15 protein-coding genes, 6 tRNA genes and 3 pseudogenes are annotated in these 19522 nt (G+C 63.9%); 14 read left to right on the top strand and 10 right to left on the bottom strand.

Features of this window, described 5'->3' with window-relative positions:
- The first annotated feature begins 12 nt into the window (after positions 1–12).
- From MYSTI_RS07610 to MYSTI_RS07630, 8 genes and pseudogenes are all read left to right on the top strand, one after another.
- Positions 13–921 (top strand): hypothetical protein, encoded by a 909-nt coding sequence (locus MYSTI_RS07610; RefSeq protein ID WP_015347132.1) that lies wholly within the window; start codon positions 13–15, stop codon positions 919–921.
- A 134-nt stretch (positions 922–1055) separates the two neighbouring features.
- Positions 1056–2249 (top strand): hypothetical protein, encoded by a 1194-nt coding sequence (locus MYSTI_RS07615; protein WP_015347133.1) that lies wholly within the window; start codon positions 1056–1058, stop codon positions 2247–2249.
- A gap of 220 nt (positions 2250–2469) precedes the next feature.
- Positions 2470–3276, top strand: coding sequence for a hypothetical protein (locus tag MYSTI_RS07620; protein WP_233278201.1), 807 nt, complete (start codon positions 2470–2472; stop codon positions 3274–3276).
- A gap of 211 nt (positions 3277–3487) precedes the next feature.
- Positions 3488–3652: a hypothetical protein gene (locus tag MYSTI_RS43665; protein ID WP_169558588.1), complete on the top strand. Its 165-nt coding sequence runs from the start codon at positions 3488–3490 to the stop codon at positions 3650–3652.
- A 121-nt stretch (positions 3653–3773) separates the two neighbouring features.
- Positions 3774–4721 (top strand): DMP19 family protein, encoded by a 948-nt coding sequence (locus tag MYSTI_RS07625; RefSeq protein ID WP_015347136.1) that lies wholly within the window; start codon positions 3774–3776, stop codon positions 4719–4721.
- 532 nt (positions 4722–5253) lie between these two features.
- Entirely contained in the window at positions 5254–5922 is a 669-nt protein-coding gene (gene dcd, locus MYSTI_RS41605; RefSeq protein ID WP_015347137.1) for a dCTP deaminase, read from the top strand.
- 821 nt (positions 5923–6743) lie between these two features.
- Positions 6744–7566 (top strand): annotated as a pseudogene (locus tag MYSTI_RS41610) (IS5 family transposase).
- 93 nt (positions 7567–7659) lie between these two features.
- On the top strand, positions 7660–8742 hold the full coding sequence (locus tag MYSTI_RS07630) for an IS5 family transposase (RefSeq protein ID WP_015347142.1): 1083 nt from the start codon (positions 7660–7662) through the stop codon (positions 8740–8742).
- Positions 8743–9764: 1022 nt separating this feature from the next.
- Here the strand turns inward: MYSTI_RS07630 and MYSTI_RS07635 are convergent.
- From MYSTI_RS07635 to MYSTI_RS43670, 7 genes are all read right to left on the bottom strand, one after another.
- Positions 9765–9836, bottom strand: a tRNA-Asn gene (locus MYSTI_RS07635).
- Between the two features lie 22 nt (positions 9837–9858).
- A tRNA-Gln gene (locus MYSTI_RS43565) sits at positions 9859–9930 on the bottom strand.
- Between the two features lie 13 nt (positions 9931–9943).
- A tRNA-Gly gene (locus MYSTI_RS07640) sits at positions 9944–10014 on the bottom strand.
- 14 nt (positions 10015–10028) lie between these two features.
- A tRNA-Lys gene (locus MYSTI_RS07645) sits at positions 10029–10099 on the bottom strand.
- Between the two features lie 78 nt (positions 10100–10177).
- Positions 10178–10248, bottom strand: a tRNA-Ile gene (locus MYSTI_RS07650).
- A 44-nt stretch (positions 10249–10292) separates the two neighbouring features.
- Positions 10293–10378, bottom strand: a tRNA-Tyr gene (locus tag MYSTI_RS07655).
- Between the two features lie 94 nt (positions 10379–10472).
- A complete protein-coding gene (locus tag MYSTI_RS43670) occupies positions 10473–10631 on the bottom strand; it encodes a hypothetical protein (protein ID WP_015347143.1) in 159 nt (52 codons plus the stop codon).
- A 633-nt stretch (positions 10632–11264) separates the two neighbouring features.
- Between MYSTI_RS43670 and MYSTI_RS07660 the strand changes: the two genes are divergently transcribed.
- Entirely contained in the window at positions 11265–11579 is a 315-nt protein-coding gene (locus MYSTI_RS07660) for a hypothetical protein (RefSeq protein WP_015347144.1), read from the top strand.
- A 661-nt stretch (positions 11580–12240) separates the two neighbouring features.
- Here MYSTI_RS07660 and MYSTI_RS45835 read toward each other — a convergent pair.
- Positions 12241–12333 (bottom strand): annotated as a pseudogene (locus tag MYSTI_RS45835) (transposase); the annotation flags it as partial.
- 271 nt (positions 12334–12604) lie between these two features.
- Between MYSTI_RS45835 and MYSTI_RS07665 the strand changes: the two are divergent.
- Genes MYSTI_RS07665 through MYSTI_RS07675 form a run of 3 tightly spaced genes read left to right on the top strand, consistent with a single transcriptional unit; the run spans position 12605 to position 15863 of the window.
- The gene (locus MYSTI_RS07665) at positions 12605–13174 is read left to right on the top strand and encodes an RNA polymerase sigma factor (protein ID WP_015347146.1); all 570 of its coding nucleotides are present in this window, start codon (positions 12605–12607) and stop codon (positions 13172–13174) included.
- On the top strand, positions 13171–13992 hold the full coding sequence (locus MYSTI_RS07670) for an anti-sigma factor family protein (protein ID WP_015347147.1): 822 nt from the start codon (positions 13171–13173) through the stop codon (positions 13990–13992). Before MYSTI_RS07665 ends, MYSTI_RS07670 begins: the two co-directional genes overlap by 4 nt.
- Positions 13989–15863, top strand: coding sequence for a caspase family protein (locus MYSTI_RS07675; RefSeq protein ID WP_015347148.1), 1875 nt, complete (start codon positions 13989–13991; stop codon positions 15861–15863). Before MYSTI_RS07670 ends, MYSTI_RS07675 begins: the two co-directional genes overlap by 4 nt.
- Positions 15864–16015: 152 nt before the next feature.
- On the opposite strand, the pseudogene MYSTI_RS42915 reads toward MYSTI_RS07675, so the two are convergent.
- A pseudogene (locus MYSTI_RS42915) lies at positions 16016–16261 on the bottom strand (transposase domain-containing protein); the annotation flags it as partial.
- Between the two features lie 525 nt (positions 16262–16786).
- On the opposite strand from MYSTI_RS42915, the gene MYSTI_RS40510 reads away from it, so the two are divergent.
- Both MYSTI_RS40510 and MYSTI_RS07690 read left to right on the top strand, forming a co-directional pair.
- Positions 16787–17623, top strand: coding sequence for a helix-turn-helix transcriptional regulator (locus MYSTI_RS40510; protein WP_015347150.1), 837 nt, complete (start codon positions 16787–16789; stop codon positions 17621–17623).
- Between the two features lie 10 nt (positions 17624–17633).
- Positions 17634–18251: a hypothetical protein gene (locus MYSTI_RS07690; protein ID WP_015347151.1), complete on the top strand. Its 618-nt coding sequence runs from the start codon at positions 17634–17636 to the stop codon at positions 18249–18251.
- A gap of 216 nt (positions 18252–18467) precedes the next feature.
- Here MYSTI_RS07690 and MYSTI_RS07695 read toward each other — a convergent pair whose 3' ends face one another.
- Positions 18468–19055: a prolyl hydroxylase family protein gene (locus tag MYSTI_RS07695; protein WP_044279293.1), complete on the bottom strand. Its 588-nt coding sequence runs from the start codon at positions 19053–19055 to the stop codon at positions 18468–18470.
- Between the last annotated feature and the right edge of the window lie 467 nt (positions 19056–19522).

The following is a 19522-nucleotide window of genomic DNA, read 5'->3' on the forward strand; positions in this document are numbered from 1 at the left end:
CAGGCGCTGCTGATGGAGGTGGCCCGCCGGGAAGCGGCCGAGGCCGCGTCGACACGGGGGCTCCCGGAGAGCACTCCTGAGGCAGCCCCCGCACGAGGCGCTCCGGCAGAGGCGCTGCGAGCCGCGCCGACCAAGGGGAGTGTCGCGAAGCGCAGTGGTGGCTCGGGCCAGTTCTCCCAGAGCGCAGAGATCTCCACGGCCGAGGCCGCGAAGGAGAAATATCGCCAAGCTGAGCTTGAGGCACCGGACGCACGCCTCCCGAAGGATGTGAAGTTGCTCCGGAAGTTGGCACCCAAGCTCAACGAGCCACCACCAGGCGTCGAAAAAGGTGCGGCGCGCTGGCGCGACTACGTGGCCTACCGCAAGAACCGGCTGAAGGAGATTCGAGATGGAGAGCCCGTCAAGGGGCCCCTGAAATGGGAGGGCTACGAGGAGATGCGCAACCTCCATGCCAGGGGCATGGAGTTCGAGAGGAAGATGGTTGCGATTCTGGAGGAGGATGCGGCGAAGCCGCGGGCCGAGCGGACATGGCTCAAGGACTTCGAGCAGCCGCGCATCGAGACGCACGTCGGTGTCGCGAAGGTGGACTTCCGCTATGCGGACGTGCTCGTCATCGAAGGGCAGCCTACCCCGGGGCAGCCCGTTCGGGTGGAGGCGTTCAGCTTCAAGAGTCGGGACCTCAGATTCTTGAAGAGTCAGGAGTTGGAGGTGCGGGTGAATACGGATGCGAGCAATGCGATGAAATACTACGGTGGGTCGCTGAGGATTCTGAGGGATCGCATGCGGCAGCAGGCGGACGTGCAGAGGGTGCGTCTTATCTATGATGGGCAAGAGCTTCTGCCCAAAGAGCTGAAGTTGTTTTCTGATGCGGCAAGGATAGCGGAGAAGAAGATCAAGGGCGTGGAGGTAGAGTATCAATGAAACTATTGACAGCGCATGACCTGAACAGGGCGGATAGCTTCAGCTTCACTTTCGAGGGAGTGCTCGACGCAGCCGAAGGATTAGAGGGTGCATGACGCCCTTTTGACTCCCTTGAGAAGCATGCCGAAGGCTGGATGCCTACAATTGTCAAGTCTAGGCGGAAGCGAAAGTATTCCCGAGATGCCGTGTGGCGTGCTCTGGAGGAACAGCGCGATGAGTATGGAGCCGTCATAGGGCTCTACCGACCTGACAATCCTGCGGTGTCGCTCTCCCTCAATTTTGTGCTTGCGCAGGAGGAGTCCTGTTTTCACTCCCGTCTTGATATGCAGCCGCTCCGCTTCTTCTCGGGGGTGGAGGCCTGTCGCATGTTTGTGAGCTTGGCCCGTGATTGGGCCACTCGGTATCCCGCTCCGTACGCCTCGGCTCACAGCATCGCGGACGAGCAGTTGACTGACTCCCCTAGGTTTGGCCGAAAGGAACGAGATGCGCGAAGGGATGGCTTCGACAAAGTCTACGAGTTGTTCTGGCTGAACGTCTTCGGCCCGAAGTTGGTGGAGTCCGTAGGTCGCGAGCGAATGCTCTCAACCCCTGCGCACCTCGTGGAGGAGTTGCCCAATGGCTCTGTCCTCCTCGTGCTGTGGCCTACTCCCACCGAATTCGCGAGTGACGAGGCGCGTGTCGCCCAGGCCCGCGCGCATGTTCACCTACGGCCAGACCTCGACTTCGACACGGTGCTGCGCACTCTGAGGGAGCGCAGTGCTGCTCTCGTCCCTGTCGAGCCACAATTCCATCCCGACGTCGCGCCGCTCCTGTCGCGACTTCCAGACGAGTTCGCAATCAGCACGCGGCAGCGAAAGATTGCCGAGCTCAACGCCTTCCGGCCCCCCGTGCCGGAGGAGTGGATGCCAGTCGCCTTGCCGTCAGACGTGGTGAACCCGGAACTCGTCCGCAGCCACTATGACGACCTGTCAGAGGGCCTCGTTGCCGCGCTGCACACCAAGGTCCCCGCCATCATGGAGGAGACGGCTGAGTCGCTCACCGACTTGGACTTCTACTTCTGGCGGGACAACTTTCCGGAGCGATACGCACGCGAACTCATCGACAGCCATACAGCCCCAGCGCTTGGTGCCTATCTAGGAGATGTCCTGGTGCGGCGGTTGGGCGGAACGTGGGTGCTGCGCGAGAAGATGGAGGAGTCCCAGGTGCGAGTGGGTAAGCGCGTCTGGCTGCCATTCCTTCGGGCTCGACGATACATGCAGTCCCGTCAGTCCCTGCTGGAGTACTCGCTCACGCAGTACTTCAAAGAGGTGGAGCGGTACCGACCCTGAGTGCTGTAGCCGGGGCGGTGAGTCACAAGGAAAAGAGGGGAGGGCGCCTGCTGGCGGGTGTGGCTGGTGACTCCGCGCACGCCTTCCTGTGCATGGAGTCTCCTCGCCCTCTCCGGATGCATATGGACTACTCGCCCACCCCAGGCCTCCCTGGCGAAACGGTTCCCGGCGAAGGGCGAGTGTCTCGGTACGAATGAGTATCGTTTCTTGAGTGGGGGATATGAAACATCCAGGAATGGCGGCAATTATCGCCATGGCCACAGTGGTCGTGGCGGGAGTTTGGCTCATGCCGAGGCCTCAAGACGGGGCAGTCGGATGGGGCGAGGTGGCGCTACTTCTCATCCTCTTTGTTGGCTTGGTTCGCTACATGTCGTGGCGATTTCAGAAGTGGGAGGGGCTCCTGGTGCAGGGCTCCGCACTGCTAGCAGCTGGGGACTTGGGCGATGCTCGACGCGTAATCGAGGAGTCGGCACGCTATGCACTGCGGGCCCCAGAGCAGGTGCTGACGCGCGTGCACCTTGGATGCTGTGCGTTGTTCCAAGGAGGGGTGGACACTGCGCGCTCGGAGCTCCTGGCGCTCTCCCGTTGGTGGCGCACCAAGGAAGTACCCGACGTATACGCTGCCGCCCCCGAGATGTTGGCGGCCTGTCTCGCTCTCCAGGGAGACATGGGTGAGGCACGCCGCTGGCTGGAAGTAGCCCATCGTCGTCGTAGGCCAGGCGCTGCGAATATTTCGCTTGGAGAGGTGCTCATTCTATGCCGGGAGGGGCGCTACAGCGCGGCGGTGAAGCTGGTCGATGACCGCCTGGACGTGCTTGCGAAATCCCAGGTGCATGTCCGCAAGCTTCTTGTGGTGCTTCGGACGTTTTCCTTGGATGCGCTCGCGGCGGAGGGCGGGGCCGCGGTCGCGGGGCCGGGGGACCTGGAGTCAATTCGGCCTGGCGAGTTCAGCTACCTGGGGAGCCAGTGGCCGGCAATGGAGGTCTTCCTTCGCGCCCGCGGCCTGGGGGCGAAGGAAGCTGCCTGACGCCGCGCCGCGGGCTTCATGTAGATCCACGAGCGCGGCCTCGCGGAAGCTCACCTCACGATGCGGGGGCTTCAGCCCGGGATGCGTGGTTTCGAGACTTGCGAGGCCTGGAGGCCGTGTCTCGCGGAGAGGTCCACGCGCGAACGCATCAACCGTCACGCAGCTCGACCACTCGGTGCCTACTGGGAGGGGGGCCTGGAGCGGCGGCTGAGTGGGATGTGGGGGGCGCGAGAAGATGGAGGAGTCCCAGGTGCGGATTGGCGAGCGTGCTTGGCTGCCCTTCCTCCGTGCGCGCCGGTACATGCAGTCCCGCCAGTCGCTGCTGGAGTATTCGCTCACCCAGTACTTCAAGGAGGCGGAGCGGTACCGAACGTGAGGCGGCGGAGCGTTTGACCAGTAGTGGACGCTTCCGGATTCTGCCGCTGACGTTGGGACGCTATCTGCGGCTTCGCAGCCGGTAGGTTTCGTCCCGGCGAATGCACTGAGTAGGAGACGCGATGTCTGGGGTAGAGCCGAACGACGAAGTCAGCAAGCTGATCGCAGAGCGGATGATGCGCGTGCAGGACGTCCGGCCTCCAGAAGGCCACTCGTACTACGTCATCGAGGCGCAGACCGCTGCCAGCGAGTGTGCAGGCCTGTTCTGGATGCCGGGGACCGAGGGTGGTGTCCCTGTTTTTCAGAGCCGGGAGTTGGCGACAGAAGCGTTGCAGTTCATCCCCCCTCCACAGGTATTTGGGCTCGATGAGGCGGCGGTGGGATGGGGCGTACGGCCTCTGCCTGCTGAAGAGTTCCTCTCCCTGTTCATCAACCCCAGCCTGACGTTCTACGTCGTCGTTGAGGTCAGCGACTCCGGCATGGAGGCCCAGCCGTTGACAGATCCGCGGAGGGTGCTGCCTCTCGCTTCGCCACCTGGTGCGAGTGGCCTTCCGCGGTCCAGTTTGGAGTCAGCTCCAACGCAGACGCCTGAAGGGGAGCTGGCGAATGTTGAGACGCGGCTCACCCGCGCGAGCGTCGAGGGGCTTTCTCCTGGTGAGCGTCTTTGGAAGCTCATGGAGCCTGCCTTCGACCATGACGCGATGAGGGGGACGCATGGCCAACAGGTGCTCGCCTTGCCGACGTTCTTCATCCGAGACGTGGACAACGGAGGGCTGGACCAAGCGCTCTACAACTTCACCCCGGCCGCCGTGGACTTCGTGCTGAAGGCCTTCGATGAGGTTGGCGCGGACGAGCATGCCGCGACGGTGCAGTCCGGCATGCAAGCTCTCTTCGGCGCTACCCCTCCAGCGACACAAAAGGAGCGTCGCCAGATACTCGATACGCGCCCGCGGGCTTGGCTGGACAAGCACATCGATCCGCTGAGCGACCGCCTCATGGGTGAGGAGCGGCTGCAGGACTGCTTCCTGCGCTACGTCGACGCTCACCCGTCCGAGTTCTTCCGCGACTGAGACTTGAGGTCAGGCAACATCTCCTAGAGTGCTCGACAACCGAATGTGACACCTCCTATCAGTAGGTTAATTTGTTTTGCTTTGATTTACTCGTTCTGCACCGTCGATGGCTGCTACTCCAGTGGGCATTAATGGGAATGCAATTTGCGCCGGATTGTCGAGGAGACCGTACGACCGTTGATTGCCCATCCATGCGTATTCTTCCGTTCCTGATGCGGAGAGTTCATGATTGCGGTGGCTCTCAGGATTCCTGATGCTCTCTTGATGATGTCCCCTCTAAAGTGGCAGTGTGGCTCGGTTTTACGTTTGGCGAACCTGTGCTGACCTTGTGCTACATCATGCTACGTCCCTGATTCCTATTGATGGGACAGCGCAACCTCCTGAATCTGCTGGGCCTCAGCGCGGCCTTGGTTTCGGTAGAGAGAACTTCTTGACCAAGGTCGCAGGGCTACTGAGGATCTGACATCCGTCGATGGAACGCCTACTTCTGAGTACTCAGCCCGACCCTGTGAATCATCCGTGGAGCGCAGAAATGCCCCTTAGCGACAAAGAGATAAAGAGCGCGCTCGAGGCTGGGGCGCTCAAAATTGAGCCGATTATCGACGAGAACATTCGGCCATCGTCGTATGACGTAACCCTCGGGAATGAGTTGGCCTACTTTGTAGGAAACGAGCCGATTGATCTGTCGGTTGATCCGTCACCACGGACTGAGCGTCATGACTTGACGGTGTCGCCATACGTCATTCCGCCGAATGGCTTTGTGCTTGGCTCGGTGCGTGAATGGATCGAGTTTGGTCCATACTGCGGCTTTATTTCTACGCGAACAACGTATGCGCGGATGGGGTTGCTCTTCTCTGTTTCGAATTATGCCAATCCGGGATACAAGGGAAATCTGCCGCTCGCGATAGCCAACTTGAGTGGACTGCCAGTTACACTCACGAAAGGGTTGAGGGTTGCTCAGGTAGTCTTTCTTCGGACTGGCGAAGTGGAACGACCATATAGCCAACTGCCAGATGCGAAATATTTGGGTGAGCGGGGAGTGAGCTTGCCTAAGCCGCACTTGGATAGAGAGATTCAGCAGGCTCTGTCGTCTTTGGGGTTGCGTGGCTGGCGAATGCGCGAAGCGCAGCGTTTGATCGACGAGAAGACTGATAAGATAGCGGAGACAGTTGTTGGTCAGTTCACTCGTTCAGTGGAGTGAATTGTCTTGAGTGGATTTGATAAGAGAGAGGAAGAGCTTAAGAGACTTGTTAGGGAGGATGTGGTCGAAAAGGCCCTGGATAGGTTTATTGCGAACCACAAGACTCGGACAGGGAAGCAGCCTCCCGCCAAGGCGGTGGAGGAATTTCGCCAGGTATTGGCTGAGATGCCTGGTCTTGATTCTGTTGCTGAGTCTGTGGTTGGTGAGGTTAGTCGGCACGGCGGGCGGCAGATGGCTTGGGATCTTGTTGGCGCTGGCGTGCTCATTAGCGCGGCTGTGAATGTTTTTGCTGCGTATGTGTGGGAGGCTTTTCGGGGATATGCCCCTCTTCTTGGGGGTCTTTTTTTCGCCAGCGGAGCCGCGATCTATTTTCGGGAGCGATTGTCGTCTCGCTTGGTCGGAAAGTGGAGGACTGGTGTCGTTGTGCTTCTCGTTTTGTCTGTCTTTTTGGGGGCGAGCTGGGTGATTTGGGGACGCTGGCAAGCCCATCTCGCCACTGATCAGAAGTCGGGAGGACATGCTCGGGATGTGCGAACATCTGAGAATACCAGGGCTCCGTCTCCTGAGGACGTAACCGAGTTGGATGGCGGAGTTGACGGTGGTGTAGTTCAGAGCCCGAAGTCGAATTAGGCTGCGATGTCTCTCGTCGAGACTATTGCGTCAATCATGTGATGCTCCATTGGTTTGCTCCGCCAATGTGTGGACATGGTATTCTTGGAATGGGCTCCAATTGACGCCATGGCGCTTAGAGCCTATTTCGGTAGGGAAGAAGGTCGGCCTCCTGCCGGGTTGAAGAAGCAGGAGGACGCGGCCATGGGGTAGTGAAGAAGGATGACGGCTGGCGGGTGCCAGACGAGTTGTGGCGACGCATCGAGCGGCTGCTTCCTGCTCGGCCGGAACACCCGCTGGGCTGCCACAACCCACGAGTGCCCGACCGGCAGGCCCTGGATGGGATTCTCCTGGTGCTGCGCACGGGGTGCAGTGGGGCGCGTTGAAGGCCACGGGCCTATGCCATCCGTCCTCCGCCTACCGACGCTTCCGGGAATGGTTGACCGCAGGCGTCTTCCGCGAGTTCTGGCGCCAAGGGCTGATTGCCTACGACGGCCTGGCGCGGATTGATTGGCGCTGGCTGGCGCTGGACGGGACCCAGGGCAAAGCGCCGCTGGGCGGGGGAAAAACGGCCCCAATCCCACCGACAGAGCGAAGCGGGGGGCACCAAGCGCAGTCTGCTGACAGATTCGCGCGGCGTCCCCCTCGGCCTCGTGGTCGCTGGAGCCAACACGAACGACTTCAAGCTGGCGCACTCCACGCTTGAATCGATTCCTGTCCGACGGCCCCTGCCAAGTCAGGGCCGTCGCCAGACACTGTGCGTCGACCTGGGGGTATGCCTTCAGGTCCGCGCGCGAGCTGGCCCAGGAGTATGGCTTCACGCTCCGGGCCCCCAGACGACGCTCCCAGGTGAGGCCCCGGTGCGCACAACGTCGACGCCCTTCGCCGCGATGGGTCGTCGAGCGAACCCACTCCTGGCTCAACCGCTTCCGACGTCTGCTGGTGCGATGGGAGAAGCGAGAGGACACCTACGTCGCGATGCTGCACTTCGCGCTGGGCATCATCACTTGGTTCCACTCGCTCCTACCGAAATAGGTTCTTAGCCGACTAGCAGGGTGTTGAGAAACCCCTCCGAGGGATCGACACCCCGCACTGTGACGTGGTGTCCTCCGCGCATCGGAGGCAGCGATGCGCGGACGGCCCAAGCAGCAGACGACGCTGTTCAGCTTGAGGACGCCGGGAGACCGAGTCCCGGCGGCCCATCCGCTGCGCAGGGTGAAGGACATGGCGGACGCCGCGCTGGCGGCGCTCTCGCCGACGTTTGATGCGATGTACAGCGACACCGGCCGGCCGAGCATCCCGCCGGAGCAGTTGCTGAAGTCCTGCTTGCTCATGGCGTTCTACTCGGTGAGAAGCGAGCGGCTCTTCTGCGAGCAGCTCGACTACAACCTCCTCTTCCGGTGGTTCCTCGACATGGGGATGGAGGACGCCTCCTTCGACCACAGCACCTTCTCGCAGAACCGGGACCGGCTCCTGGAGCACGACGTCGCCCGGAGATTCTTCCTGGCGGTGATGAGTCAGGCGCAAAGCGCGGGGCTGACCAGCAGCGAGCACTTCAGCGTGGATGGCAGCCTGATTGAGGCCTGGGCATCCCTGAAGTCGTTCCGCCCGAAGGACGAGAAGAAGGAGCCGCCCGACGACAAGGGCAACCCGACGGTGAACTTCCACGGGCAGAAGAGGGGCAACGCGACGCACGCCTCGACAACGGACCCGGAGGCAACGCTTGCGCGCAAGGGCAACGGCAAGGAGGCGCGGCTGGCCTACAGCCTCAATGGCGTCATGGAGAATCGCAACGGGCTGCTCGTGGACCTCGCGGTGATGCCGGCGAATGGCTTCGCCGAGCGCGACGCGGCGGTGATGATGCTCGAGGGGCTGAAGTCCCGAAACGCGCGCGCTTCGGTGGGGGCGGACAAGGGCTACGACACGGCGGACTTCGTCGCGGACTGCCGGCGCATGGGAGTGACGCCTCACATTGCGCAGACGACGGATACTCGACGGCGCTCGGCCATCGACAGGCGAACGACGAGGCCTGCCGGATACGCCCTCAGCCAGCGGATACGGAAACGAATCGAAGAAGTCTGGGGCTGGATGAAGACGGTGGGCGGCTTCCGTAAGACGCGCTTCAAAGGCAGGGAGCGGACGGAACTGGCGGCCTACCTGGTAGGCGCCGCGTACAACCTGGTGCGGATGGCGCGGCTGGTTGCCGCATAATAGGCGCCCTTCGCCCTCCGCCTCGCTTGGATGACAAGGTTGAGAACGAAGGGCACGGAGAGGCCCGGTCTCATGCCTTCAAACCGGGCTTCTTCAACACCCTGCTAGGGGGAGTGTTCGGGCTGGGACATATCGGATGGTTGCGAGCCAGACCGAGTTTGGCGCTGGGCTCATGGTTGTGAAAGGCGAGACTGATAACCTTGGTCTTTCCTGTTGTGGAATCAATGTTGGTTTCCACAGAAGGGGCTGGGTTTCCTGCTGGAAGCTCTCCTGCGCCGTCAATGGATGACGGCCGTGGTTGGGTCGATGGTGAATGGTCCGAGCGAGAACTCGAACCGTCCCGTTGCCGCAGAAGTTCAGTAAGTGGCGGAATGGCGCACTCCTCCCGTGGCAGCAGCGAAGTCATGGCAGGCGCGAGCGGCTCTGGTCTTGAGTGTGTGAAGCCAAGGTGCTCGCACAGCTCGAGATGTCGAACGCCGTAGGAACCGGAGGACTGTCCGCTCTCCTCCCTGTCCAGGAGACCCAAGCCAGGAAGTAGCGGACGGTGGGGACAGATCTGTGCTGGTCGAGACGCGCTGCCGAGGCCGCGCAGCGCGTCTATCCTGCCCTGCGCGACGAATTCGTGAGCACCCAGTAAGGCCTGGCCGAGCTTTCACTCTCTCGGTTAACAAGTCGCTCGTTTGGGCATTCTGAAAAAGGGAAGAGGCGTAACCCTGGAAGGTACGACATCGAAATCCCCGAACTGTCAGACTGGCCTGCCCCGGCGTTCAACAAGACTTGTTAACCGCTCTCGGCCACTCTCTCCCCAGATTGGAAAGAAGAGAGCTTTCGACAGGCAATTGGAGGGCGGAGACGGGCGGGTGTCTCGCTCTGAGCGGCGGAGAGCAGAGAGTGCTCTCTACATCGCTGCGAGGAAAAATCTCTTGAGATTCAGGGACTTAAGCACGAAGGCCCCGCGATTTTCATCGCGAGGCCCGTGTTAACTCTGAAGGCTCAGCCAAGTTGCTTGAACCTTCAATCAGCTCTCCAGGAGGGACTTGCACCCTCAACCTCGCGGTTAACAGCCGCTTGCTCTGCTATTGAGCTACCGGAGAATGTGCTGCGTGAGAAGGAAAGAACCGGAGGCAGGCTTTGCACCTGCGCCTGCGGAGTCAGAGTCCGCCATCCTGCTGATTAGACGACTCCGGTAGGAGAGAGAGGAAGCGGGTGACGGGATTCGAACCCGTGTCGCTGGTCTGGGAAACCAGCATCCTGCCGCTGGACGACGCCCGCGCTGCTGCTCGAGATACCTCCGGAGGGATTCGAACCCTCGCCGTCCGCTTAAGAGGCGGATGCTCTTCCAATGAGCTACGGAGGCGTGTTGTCTGCCGTCCCCACTGAGAGCGGACGGCATGAATTCACCACGACGATTCAGTTGTCAGTGAGCCTGTGACAGTCGGGGTACTCGGACTCGAACCGAGATTTCTCGCGTATCAGACGAGTGCCCTGCCCTTGAGCGATACCCCGTGAGGTGTGTGAGGCGGAGCGGAGTGGACCCCGCTCGTGCTGCATGGGGACGCTGGGAGTTGAACCCAGCGGGCCCTGTCGGGCTCGGGCTCTACAGGCCCGTGCGTCTTCCCTAACGCGCTACGTCCCCGGAGGAGAGGGGCCCAGAAAGCCGAAAGGCCGGGTCCCTTGGATGGGAGCCCGGCCTCTGCGTGGCTTGGCGCACCGATGTCGGAGCGCGAGCGTCAGCAGGGTACGGGCGGATGACCGCCAATCCGGTCAAATCCCACGATGCAGTTCGAGCCAAAGCTCATGAGGGAGCTGGAGGCGGCGTCGAGCTGGGTCCAGAGATAATTGCGATAGCTACGCTTCATCGGGTTCGTCTGCGCCGTCAACGTCGTCATGGTCGCCGCTCCTTTCCCTGGAGACCTACGGTGGTTGAATTTCGTCCCTGACATGGACATGACGCGATTTTTGCGAGCTTGCTCCTATGGCCCGCATTCCAGTGGTGGGCGACAGCCCCTTCTGTGAGGGAAGTCGGTGCCTCGGCCGAAGCACCTTGCTCGTCTTGACGCGCTGCCCATGGTTGCCTTGATGTATGGAGACGCCCTTCAAAAAGCGCGGGTCTTGGAGACGCGCGGGATTGGAGGGCTGCGCAGCGGCGCTCGAGGTGCCGAAAACCAGCGGCCGGGGAGCCTTGGGCCACGCTGGGCCGCAGAAGTGGACGAGAGGAGCAAGCTGGAGGAAATCAAGGTCGCCTGGCGAATAGCTCTTGAAGGTCGCATCCATCCGCCATCGTAGACAATCTCGTGCATGAGAGATGGCTTGTCCGCCGCACCAGCAAGCCTCGTCCCTCCGACCAGGACCAAGAACTCGACGCAGCCCGGTCCAACTCCCCCTGCACTGACGGCCGGCAAGCGTCGCGCTCACGTGACCGCTCCGTCGGCCGTCCCGTTTCCAGCTCCGGGCGGGGCCGTGGCTTTCACTGATGCCTCCTGGATAATATAGGGAACCACGTAAAACAGGAGAGTTCCCCGATGAAGCGTCTGATGATTTCTTCCCTGGCAGTCTTTTCCCTCCAGATGGCGGGCTGTGGCGCTGGAATGGAGGAGAGCGAAACCCAGACTCCTCCCACGCCGGCTGTGGATGACACGACCCAGCAGGGCCCCATCGGTGGCCGCCTGTATGGGACGCGTGAGCACTACTACGCCGACCGCTCCATGACGGTGCTGGTGGGCATCCGTGAGTGGGGCTGCCAGTATCGGCCCATCGACATCAACTGGGGCGAGACGTCCAGCTACTTTCTCACCTCGAAGATCCTCTGCGCGCAGGAGCCGCAGCAGGTGCAGTAGTGCGAACAGCTTTCGCGGCCGTTACGAACTCACGAGGGCGTGACGGCCGTACTCCAATTCGACGCGCCAGGAGGCTTCATGACCCTCCTGGTCCTTCTGTCCACTTCCGACATTGCCAAGCCGAGCCTGAGATTGCCCCGAGTCGGTGGACAGGTGGTTTGTGCAGCCACCTTCCGCTGTGAGGCTGCTTGCGCATACTCCACTGGGCTGACTTGGGGGGCTGGGCGAGCATGGTGTCTCACCCTCCGCCACCGACCCCTCGCACGCAAACTCCTTTGGTTTCAGTGACGCATGATGCGTTCGCCTTGGGACTTGACCCCCACCACAGCCAGCACGCACACACTCTCGCTTCGATGTCACTGAACGATCTACTTGCCGCGCTTCGTGGTCCCTCGGGCCTCGGCCCGCCGCCGGGAGTCGCGCTCGCGGCGGTGGCCGGCTGTGAGTACCTCCCGCCGAAGAAGGTCGCGCGTGTCGATCTGGGTCAAGTCCCGAATCGTGTGTAGTTGGTTCGGAGGGGGGACGGGGGAGGAAGGCTCTTTGGCTGCATCATTCGGCGGTGTCTGGGGTTGAGGTCAGCAGGGCCATGTCGTGGGATCGATGGTCATCCCGATGCCGGTAACTTCATCCAGGTAGAGGGAGGGGAGGGGCTGGGTGCGAAGGCCCCAACCAGGCTTCGAACCTCCTCTTCCAGCAGCATCTCCAGCGCCATGCGGATGGCTCCCAGGAAGAGAGCGCGCACCTCGGTGCGCACCTCTTCGGCTCCCCTGCCAGGGGAAGACCGTCTCGGTTGGTTTCACCGAGGAGCCTCCCACTTTCCCGCTCGTCCCTGTTCACCGGCTACACACTGAGAGGGACACGACCCTCAGTGCCCGGGCTTCGGGGTGGCAGAGTCTGCTCCCACCCAGCCCCTTGCTGCGCTCCGGTGGCGCGGCCCCTCTTCTTCTTGGAGAAATCCGCGGTTAGGGACTCAACGGACTTCGCTCTACGGTGTTCTCCTGCCGATGTCCGAGCGAAATCCAAGAATGTTCGTCGTGCCGCCTCCAGACAGGCCGGTCGAGGAGCGCACTGACGCGGAGCTGATGCTCCTGGCCAGCGCGGGGGCAGAGGACGCCTTCGCGGCTCTCGTCCGGCGGCACCTGGCGCAGGTTCAGCAGTTCGCGACCCGCTACCTGGGCGACGCCGCCGCGGGGGCGGAGACCGCGCAAGAGGCCCTCCTCAAGGTCTGGCATGCGCGCCGGGAGTTCCGGCCAGCGCGTCCCTTCTCCGTCTATCTCTACACGGTGGTGCGCAACCTCTGTCGCAATCAGTATCGCGACCGCGTGCGCCGCAAGCGGCACCTCACACAGGAGGAGGGCGTCACTGCCGACTCCCCCCTCGACACCCTCCTCGACGTCGAGCGCCGCCGCCGCACCCTCGTGGCCCTGCATGAGCTGTCTCCCAAGCTGAAGGAGGCCGTGCTGCTGCGATTCAGCCAGGGGCTCGACTACCCCGAGATTGCTCGGATCCTCGATGTGCCTGTCAGCACCGTCCGCTCGCGCGTGTTTCTCGGCATCCGCCAACTGCGCGCGCACACCCAGGAGGATGGCGAATGAGCGCCCCCTGTCCCGACCCCATGGAGCTGCTGGAATGGCTGGATGGCGAGAGCACCCTCCATCGTTCCCGGTGGCTCGAAGGCCACCTGTCCGGCTGCGCGTCCTGCCGCCAAGAGATGAACGCACAGAAGCAGTTGGTGGCCCGGCTGAGCGCGCCACCGCCCCCCGTGGATGAGCGCGATGTCCAAGCCCTCATGGCCCGTCTCAAGGACAAGCCTCTCCGCCACCCCGGGGCCTGGTGGGCACCAGGCTGGCGCGCGGGACTCGCCACGGCATGCCTGGCGGTGACAGGCGTCTTGTGTGGATATGTGGTGCAAGCGTTCTCCCCCCTCCGGCCGGAGTTCGCCGCGCGTGGCGGGCCATTCGTCGCGCCACTCCAACGGTATGTTGGCGTGGATCTGCTCTCCGCCGGCAGCCCACCCGTGCTGCTTCGTCCCGGAGCGGTCCTCTCGCCGTCGACCCCGCTCTTCGCGCGCTTCCGCAACCTGGGCGAGACGCCCGCTTTTCTCCTCCTCTTCGCCAGGGACGCAGCCGGCGAGCTTCACTGGCTCTACCCCGCGTACCTCACGCCGGGGGAGGACCCTCGCTCGGTCGAGCTTCCGCCCTCGGTACGCGACACCCCCATGCCGGAGGCGGTGCTGCTCGACCAGCCCGCGTTGGGCCCCTTGCAAGTCTTTGCGCTGGTGACGTCCGAGCCCCTCCGCGTCCTCGACGTGGAGGCGCTCGAGAAGAGCCCGAACCTGGAACCCCTCCTCCGCGCGCGTTGGCCGGAGGCCGCACTCACCCACTGGACGTTGATGCTCGAGAAGGCGCCATGAATCTCTCCACGGCCATGAAGTCGCTCACGTACACGTTGCTCCTCCTCCCCATGCTCTGTCTGGCCGAAACGCGCGAGCGCTTCGTCTTGATTGTCGGCAACAACACGAGTGCCACCCTCGGACGCCCCCGGCTCCAGTTCGCGGACGATGACGCCGCCAAGTACGACACCGTCTTTCGGGTGCTCGCCCCGGGGGCATATGTGCGCGTGCTCACGGAGCTCGACAAGGACACCGCGCGGCTGTTTCCGGAGGTGCGGCAGCGGGCGGAGCCACCCACTCTCGCACGGCTTCAGGAGGCCTTCGAGGATATCTCGCGGCGCGTCCGGGAGAACACGCGCCAGGGACGGGAGAGTGAGCTGTATTTCCTCTTCGCCGGTCATGGGGATGTCGAGCAAGGAAAGGGATTCCTCGAGCTTGCCGATGGCGCCTTCACGTCCGACGCGCTCGAGGAGGCGCTGTCCAAGGTTCCGGTTCAACGGGCCCACGTGGTCCTCGACAGTTGCAACTCGTTCTTCATGCTCAACCCGCGCAAGCCCGGCGGCCGGCGCTACGCCACGCCCGTGGATTCCGCGGAGGCCCTGGGGCGCAGGCTCCCGAATGTCGGGGTGCTGCTCTCCACGAGCGCGGAGGCGGAGGTGTATGAGTGGTCGGAGCTCCAGTCCGGAATCTTCAGTCATGCGGTCCGCTCGGGGTTGCTCGGCGCGGCGGACGGGGACGGGGATGGGGCGGTCTCCTACGAAGAGCTGGCTGCCTTCGTGGAGACCGCCAGCCACGAAGTGAAGAACCCCGCCTTCCGCCCGCATGTGTTTGCCCGAGGTCCCTCGGGCGACAACCAGGTCCATCTGATGGAGTCCGGGGTCGCGAACGGCGCGGTGCTCGATGTGGGCGAGACAGAGCCCGTCCGGCTCGTTGTGCGGGATGCGGAGGGGCTGCGCTGGATAGACAGCCACAGCGAGGCGGGCCATCGTGTCCACTTGCGCCTGCCCCAGGCCATTCGCGGTGGGAGCGTCGAGCGGGTGCTCGCGGATGGGAGCTCCGAGCGCTTCGGGTTGCCTGCGGAACAGGGGACCCTCTCCTCACTCGTCTCCGTCGAGCGCATGCTGGAGGCGCGGGGAATCACGGACCCCCTGCGCATGCTCTTCGCTCAGCCGTTTGGCCCGCGGGCGCTTTCTGACTTCCGCAGTGCACAAGCGGCGACCCCCACTGCCGTGTACGGCATCTCGCGCGAGGACGGTGACCGCATGGGGTTGCTGCTGGGGCAACTGGGACGACAGCAGCGCCAGAGCAGACACGTCGAAGGTGCGCTCCGGCTCACGGGTGGCGCGGCAATGGCTCTGGCGGGAGGGCTCAACCTGCGGGCGGACGGGTACAAGGCCGCGACCTGGAGCTATCTGGGGGCAAGCGCGCTCCTCCTTGGGGCCGGGACATGGTCGCTGCTGAGCAGCACGGAGGGGGAGGAGATGGAAGCGGAGTATCGGCGGGCGCTCTTGACTCAGGAGGACCACGCCTTGGTGGTTGCGCGCACCGAAGAGCGCCTCCGGAGCATCGCGGCGACCGAGGAGCGCAACAGGTTTGCTCTCAAGTTGACGGGCGCCTTCGTACTCGCCACAGGTGCTGCCCTCACGGTGTGGATGGAGGACGTGAAGCCCCCGTTGCCGGAGAACTATGGTCGCGCCCTCAATCGGCTGGCAGGGCCGGCCTTCATGATCGCTGGGACGAGCTTCCTCCTGGACGCCTTCCTGCAACAGTCACCTGCCGAGCATGTCCTCGAAGCCTGGAGCTCCGGAAGCGCACCTCGCGAAGTGCCTCGGATGTCCTTCACGCTGCTCCCTGAGGGTGGGGCCATGCTGGGGATGTCGGGCCGATTCTGAGTCACTCAGAACCGAGTTTGCCGTGCCCTCGCACGAGGAGGTGCGCACCGACGCGCGCTCTCTCTTTGGGTAACCGTCCGGTCGGTGACGTGGCGTGAGCGATTGAAGACGGACGGGGCCGTGCTCGGCGGGCGCCGCGACCCGATGGGTGTTCAGGGACTGGGCTGAGGGTGTGACTCGGGCGGACCCGTGCTCTGCCGCCACTTCCACTCGTAAGGCAGCAGCTCCGCGATGCGCGAGTTGGGATGCGTCTGGACGCGGAGCAGGACGTCGGCCAGGTACGTCTCGGGATTGACCTGGTTGGCCTCGCAGGTAGCCACCAGTGCGTAGAGACCCGCGAGATTCTCTCCCGCGGCTTCGTGGCCGACGAAGAGGAAGTTCTTCCGGCCCAGGGCCGCGCCCTGTTCATTCTGCCGCACGCATCGCGGAAGTTGCGCAGGTGCACTACCGATGGCACCCCTTGGTCGGCCAGCAAGTCCCTGTGCTCTACCGCGAGCATCGCAAAGGGGAGCAGCGTGGAAGTGGGCGCGCAGCTCGGGCAGACCGAGGCTCGGTCCTGCCGCATTCCAGATGTAACTCCTGCCAGGTCTGGCCGTTCCAGGTCCGTGGGAAGGGTAGGGTACCGCTCTCCATGTGACCTCAAGCCCGGACGGGGTTCACGCTCCCTGGTTGGGTTGCCAGGCGCCCTGAGCTCGCGAAACTTCGGGGCTGACTGCGCCAGGCGTGTGCCTCCCTGCATGGTGGCGCCCCATGGGGAGCGTGACCCGGTCTGGCTGGCTTGGTCATGTGAACGGCGAAAATGAACACGGGCGCGACCGCGTTCACTTTCGAGCTGGCAATATCAAGCGATGTCGATGGGGCGCGGGGTGTAGGCTTGCCTGCATGCTTCCCACGTTCCTCGCGCGGGAGGATGGTGGAGTCCCATGGCCCAGCTCCTGACCCTCCTCGAGTCCGAGCAATTCCGCGTGCTCGACTCGCGCTGCCAGCATCCGCGCGCGGGGCCCGCGGAGGAGCGGGGCGGCGACCCGGGACACCTGGTGCTGCTGCGCCGCGGCTGCTTCAGCTACCACCGGGGGCTGCGGCGCTTCGTCGCCGACCCCTGCCATCCTCGCGTGGACTATCGGGTCGGCCATCCGGGCGCGGAGGGAGACGATGCGACGGTCATCAAGCTCGCACCGGAGCTCTTCGACGAGCTGTGGGGCCGGCGTGGCCCGGACCATCCGGAGCTGGGGCTGAGCGCCGCGGTGCATCTGCGCCATGCGCGCGTGTGTGCCGCGCTGCGCGACCCGGTCGGAGACCAGCTCTCGCGTGAGGAGAGTGTGTTCGCACTTCTCGAAGTGGCTGCTTCGGACAGGCAGTGCGCGGGGGCCCCTGTGCGCGGAGACCGGGGCGCACGTCGCCGCACCGTCGGCCGCGTGCGCGCGCTGCTCGCGGCCCAGCTTTCGGCGAACCTCTCTCTCGACACCGTGGCGCGGGAGGCTCGCTGCTCGCCCTTCCACCTCATGCGCCTCTTCCATGCGGAGACGGGGCTGTCCCTGCGCGCCTACCGTCGCCAGCTTCGGGTGTTCACGGCGCTGGGTCGGCTCGGCGAGGGCGAGCGGGACCTTGCACGGCTCGCGCTGGAACTGGGCTTCTCGCACCACAGCCACCTCTCGCAGAGCGTGCGACAGGTGCTGGGCCTCAGCCCTGCGCGCCTGCGTGCCGAGCTGCGGCGGGGGGCGCGCAGGTTTCTGACAGCGGGGCGGCGCTCACGCCTCTAGCTTCGCGTGCATGAAGCCCCTCCATCTGCTCCGGCCGCTGCTCTTCGCTTTCTTGCCTGCGCTCGTGTTGTACCCGCGCCCAGGATTTCCCCAGGAGCGTGCGGCCTCCGTGCCTGCCAGGCGCGATGGCCAACACGACTTCGACTTCGAGATCGGCACCTGGCGTACGCATCTGAAGCGGCGCCTGCGCCCGCTGACGGGCTCGAACTCCTGGGTGGAGATGAAGGGGACCACTGTCGTGCGCAAGGTGTGGAACGGCCGCGGCAACCTCGTGGAGCTCGTGGCCGAGGGAGCAGGTGGGCGCTTCGAGGGACTCAACCTGCGCCTGTACAATCCGCAGACGCGCCAGTGGAGCCTGCACTTCGCGAACAGCCGCGATGGCACCCTCGCCATTCCAACGGTGGGCGAGTTCAAGGACGGGCGCGGTGAGTTCTACGCCCAGGAGCGGCTCGACGGACGCGCCATCCTGGTGCGTTTCGTCATCTCAAACGTGACGCCGGATTCAGTCCGCTTCGAGCAGGCCTTTTCGGACGATGGCGGCAAGACCTGGGAGGTGAACTGGATCGCCCAGGACACGCGGGTCGACGCAGCGGCCGGCGGGGCGAAGGACGGTGCAGGCTCGGATTGAGGCAGCACGGCCTGCTTCCGCGGCGGGCCTTGCCGGCCGAGGACACGGAGCTCGAGCTCGGTCAATGCGCATGTCCGAAGGCTGGGTGGTTCAGTTGCGAGTGGCTCTCCGTGCACCAGGTGCGTGGCTTCCCGTGCTTCGCTCCTCACCTGTGTGCCCACGGCGGTCGTGCTTGGCTGAAACGTGAAAGCCACCGGCTCCGGAGTTGGGCGTGCCTCACTCGCGGATGCGCCGATACATCAGGTCCGTGCGCAGTGCGTACTTCAGGCCCGCCGTGACTGCCGCCCCCTCGTGGTACAGGTGGTGATTGAAGAGCAGCGCGGCGCCCCTGCGCGGCGTCACGGCGCGCTCCAAATAGAGGAAGTTTGTCGCGCCTCCGTCCATGCCGTCGTTCAGGTACACCATGAAGGTGAGCAGGCTTCGCTCGTCCCGGTGCCGCACGAAGGCTCCGTCGAAGTGCGGGGCGAAGTATTGCCCCGCCTCGTAGCGGTAGCAGCGCAGCCGCTCGTTCGTCCCGCACAGCTCCCACTCGCGCTCCAGCCGGGGCGGAACGTGGGGCTTGATTCGCTGGAACAGCAGGTCCGCCAGCTCGTAGTCGTCGAACATCACCCGGGTGTTGTTCCGGATGTCGGGCCGCATCACGAAGCCAGCGGCGGTGGTGATGGGCGCCGCCGTCGGCCCGGACTCCTCGATTCGCGCCACCAGCGCCTGGCACTCCTCGGCGTTGAGCAGGTCGTCGACGGTGATGACCAGCGGATTGCGCTCATCCAGCGCTTCATCGGGGTCCGGCAGCAGGGGCGACATGGACGTGGATGTGATTCCAATCGCCCTGAAATGTAAACGCATCTTCGCCTCTGACCTCCTGCGGTGTCATCGTTGGACGGCGCATCCACGTGGATGACGAGGTCCAAGGTGCCCCTTGTCGTATCGACGTGGCCTGGACCGGAGGACTCTCCGCGAGCCACGGCGGGGCGAGCCGCAGCTCAGGCCCACGCCTCCTGCGTCGAGTCCCAGACCGGTGCCTCACACACCACCGAGGTACGGCCTCTCCGCAGCGACGAGAGGAGTCCTTGGTCTGCTCGAACTCGTTCATCCGCTCGCGCACGCACGGACCTCACCTGGGCCGACAGTTCCCCCCATCAACAGTCTCGCCCGGTACGGGCCAGCGGAGGCGCATCCTGACGTGTCATTGACGCGTCAGAGGGCGCCCACGCAGGGACGCTCGAGGCATCTCCACTCTGTCCACTCGGATGGCATGCGAACTGAATGAG

This window comes from Myxococcus stipitatus DSM 14675, assembly GCF_000331735.1.
Taxonomy (GTDB): Bacteria; Myxococcota; Myxococcia; order Myxococcales; family Myxococcaceae; genus Myxococcus; species Myxococcus stipitatus.